3 protein-coding genes are annotated in these 3,725 nt (G+C 46.1%); 1 reads left to right on the plus strand and 2 read right to left on the minus strand.

Annotation, left to right across the window (positions count from 1 at the left end):
- The first annotated feature begins 192 nt into the window (after positions 1-192).
- Positions 193-1,323 carry a DNA cytosine methyltransferase gene (locus JGK11_RS14920; protein WP_293212167.1) on the plus strand — a complete coding sequence of 377 codons (1,131 nt, stop codon included), beginning with the start codon at positions 193-195 and terminating at the stop codon, positions 1,321-1,323.
- 395 nt (positions 1,324-1,718) lie between these two features.
- Here JGK11_RS14920 and JGK11_RS14925 read toward each other — a convergent pair whose 3' ends face one another.
- Both JGK11_RS14925 and aroF read right to left on the minus strand, forming a co-directional pair.
- On the minus strand, positions 1,719-2,279 hold the full coding sequence (locus tag JGK11_RS14925; protein ID WP_293212168.1) for a Uma2 family endonuclease: 561 nt from the start codon (positions 2,277-2,279) through the stop codon (positions 1,719-1,721).
- A gap of 180 nt (positions 2,280-2,459) precedes the next feature.
- Positions 2,460-3,521 (minus strand): 3-deoxy-7-phosphoheptulonate synthase, encoded by a 1,062-nt coding sequence (gene aroF / locus JGK11_RS14930; protein WP_293174394.1) that lies wholly within the window; start codon positions 3,519-3,521, stop codon positions 2,460-2,462.
- Between the last annotated feature and the right edge of the window lie 204 nt (positions 3,522-3,725).

Here is a 3,725-nt window from a genome sequence, read left to right on the forward strand (position 1 = left end):
GGTCAACGACAAACCCTTGAATCTCGGTAAATGGTTTATCGATATTTTTTACCGCCCTGAGCCAGTATTGGCATGATTATTTATTTGGAAGTCCCTTAGTACCTTTTGCACATCACACCTGACAACTATTTGGTATAATCAGACTCTGGTGTTGCGGGCATTCAGCCGGCTATTGTCCCACTGCGAACTAATATGTCACTCGAACGCCTCAAAGACGTAACCTGGAAAACCAAACCGCAACTGATATCCTTGTTTTCCGGTTGCGGCGGTATGGATTTGCCGTTCCACAAAGCTGGGTTTGATGTAGTTTGGGCGATCGACTCCAATCAATACGCCTGCAAAACTTTCAGCAACAACATTGCCGCTGTCATAGTCAACGACAGCATAGAAAACATAGACATTGCACAACTTCCCGAAGCAGAAATATGTATAGGAGGCTTTCCCTGTCAAGATTTCTCCCTCATTTGGAAGCGGCCCGGACTTGAAGGAACCAGAGGCAATTTATATACATACTTCCTCGATTTTGTCAACAAGAAAAAGCCCAAAGCTTTTGTCGCGGAAAATGTCAAAGGTTTATTAAGCGCCAATAATTACCAAGCAATCAAACAAATCATTTCCGACTTTGAAAGCATTGCACCGGGTTATTTAGTCAAACCTAAACTTTACAACTTTGCCGATTACGGAGTTCCGCAATTTCGGCAAAGAGTCTTGTTAGTTGGCATTCGGATGGATACAGGATTTGATTTCGTGCATCCTCAAGCACAATACGGGCCCAATCGCCAAAATGCTTATCGCACAGCGGGCGAAGCACTCAAGGATGTCGAGCAAGTTGTGGAAAATAACCAAAATCATCAAATTCGCGATCGCACCGTTGAAATTTTGAATCGAATCAAAGCCGGAGGAAATTTTTCAGATATTCCCAAAGATAGTCCCTACTATGTAAAAGGCATGATCAGCCACGTTTATCGGCGAATTCATCCCGAGAAACCATCATCTACAATCATTGCTGGTGGAGGTGGCGGAACCTGGGGTTATCATTATCCAGAACCGCGTGCACTGACAAATCGGGAGAGGGCGAGACTGCAAACTTTTCCCGATGATTTTGTATTTGAAGGTTCTGTTACCGAAGTGCGCCGACAGATTGGGAATGCTGTACCGCCACAGGGAATCGCTGCGGTTGTTGAGTCTCTAATTCCGCTATTTAAGGGCGATTATCCGAAAGTGGATTTATATAAAATAAGTGAAAAATTGCAGGCTATGTCAATTCAGGAGCGATTGAAACACGCAGAATTAGAGGTGTCTGAGCAAACTTTGGAGTTATAGCGGTTCTCAAAAAAAGTGAGGTACGTTGTTGGGCTTTAGCCCTCTGATATCTATTGCATATTAAGCAACGTCGTAAAAGTGAGGTACGTTGTTGGGCTTTAGCCCTCTGATATCTATTACATATTAAGCAACGTCGTAAAAGTGAGGTACGTTGTTGGGCTTTAGCCCTCTGATATCTATTACATATTAAGCAACGTCGCATCAAAAACTCCATTTACAGTCATACCTCATCTTTCTGATAAATGCTATAATTTGTGAAAATAGGAAGAATAAAGGCGCGATCGCCAAAATCAAGCAGAATGCGAAGCCGAAAAGGTTTGGCTGGCTGACAAACGTCGAGAACTCGAACAAGTACAAAATCAAATTGAGGCTATTTTGAATCAGAGCGATCGCACTTAATCAATCAATTCCGCTTCTTCAAAAATCTGCCGAGTCGTTAACTCCAAACCAGGCAGCAGATCGTCCACAATCGGTGTATTATCCGTATAAATTTGACTCGAACCATCGGGGAAAAAGCTTCTGATTAAAATAGCTTCTGGATCGATTACCCAAACTCGCGTCACACCCGCTGCTAAATAATCTTTCGCCTTCTCTTCAAATTCCTTCATCGTTTGATCGGGAGAGATAATCTCAATCACCAGTTCAGGAATTGCGGGACAAGCTTGATTCCGCCGCCAACTTTTCGGCAGACGCGCATAAGAAATGTACGTCAAATCGGGAACCGGTGCCCAATCTTTAGCCTGACGTTTTAACAAAATCGCCCATTCTGGAAGCACTCGCCCCCTTCCTCTACACCATTCACGAATTAGGAGACACAAAGCTCCCTGTAAACTGGAATGAAAAAATTTTGGAGACACTTTAGGAACTGCTTCACCATCTACAAACTCATAATATACGTCTCCGTCGGGCAAAGCTAGAAATTCTGCTAAAGTGAGTTTGGTTCCGATGCCTACCATGACTCCTAGCCCTCTCGCTAATTAATTGATATGTCTATTATACAAAATTTACCAACATTCCTAGAAGTGCGATCGCCCCTCGGACTCTATTCCAAAAACAGCATAAAAATATCCCCGACTTCTTAAAGAAATCGGGGATTTAACCGCGATCGCATTTTAGCTTGGGCGTTTCGCCTGTTTCTATGCCAAAACTGGCACGGGTTGTGGCCAACGTTTCATGACTTTACCAATTACAGCCAATTCTTCCATCAACTTGTCGAACTGATCCGGTGTTAACGATTGCGGCCCGTCAGACAAGGCTTTTTTCGGATTCGGGTGCACTTCTATCATCAGCGAATCTGTACCCGAGGCGATCGACGCAAAGGCCATCGAAGGTACAAACTGCGCCCAACCGGTGCCGTGACTGGGGTCAACCATCACCGGTAAGTGAGTCAGAGTCCGCAGCACTGGAACCGCCGACAAATCCAGCGTATTGCGCGTATACTGCCTGTCATACCCGCGAATGCCGCGCTCGCACAAAATCACGTTGGGATTGCCAGCAGCCATGATATACTCGGCAGCCATCAACCATTCTTCAATGGTGGCGGAAATGCCGCGCTTCAGCAAAATTGGTTTGTCTTGAGCTCCGACTTTCTTCAACAGCGAGAAATTCTGCATATTTCGGGCTCCGACTTGAACTACGTCGGCTACTTCCACGATCGCACTTAAGTCGGCCGCATCCATAACTTCGGTAATAATTCCCAAACCGCTAGCTTCCCGCGCCGCAGCTAGCAATCCCAAAGCACTCTCGCCGTGGCCTTGGAAAGCGTAGGGGGAAGTTCTCGGTTTGTAGGCTCCACCGCGCAAAAATTGAGCGCCAGCAGCTTTGACGCGCATTGCGGTCTCGACAATCATTTCTTCGTTTTCGACCGAGCAAGGGCCTGCTACGACTGCGATCGGGTGATTTAAGCCAATCGTCACAGTTCCCAAAGGAGTAGCAACTTCTACGGCGCTGGGTTCACCTTGGCGGTATTCTAGAGAAGCGCGTTTGTAGGGTTTTTCGACGCGCAGCACTTCCTCAATCCAAGTGCTCATTTCGCGCAGTTGCATCGGTTCGAGCTCAACGGTGTCGCCGACTAAACCCATGACGGTTTTGTAACGCCCGACGATTTTTTCTGGTGTCAAACCCCAGCTAGTGCGGAGTTCTTCGTCTAGGCGATCGATCTCGGCTGCTGGAGTGCCGGCTTTCATGACAATAATCATATTTTTTTCCCTTGGTCTGTTGCGCTAAGACACGAATTATGACACGGATTTAGTGATAAAAATAGATGGAATTGCGATCGACTGGTTTGTCGTAAGGACTTTTTTGGACTCAGCGCGAGAGACTCAGAAACCGGGTTTCTGCGTAAAATCTCGTGAAAATACGTCAATTGCCATAGAAACCCGGTTTCTCGGACTCAGCGCGAG

Origin of the sequence: Microcoleus sp. PH2017_34_RAT_O_A (assembly GCF_020737885.1) — a bacterium.
Lineage (GTDB): Bacteria > Cyanobacteriota > Cyanobacteriia > Cyanobacteriales > Microcoleaceae > Microcoleus.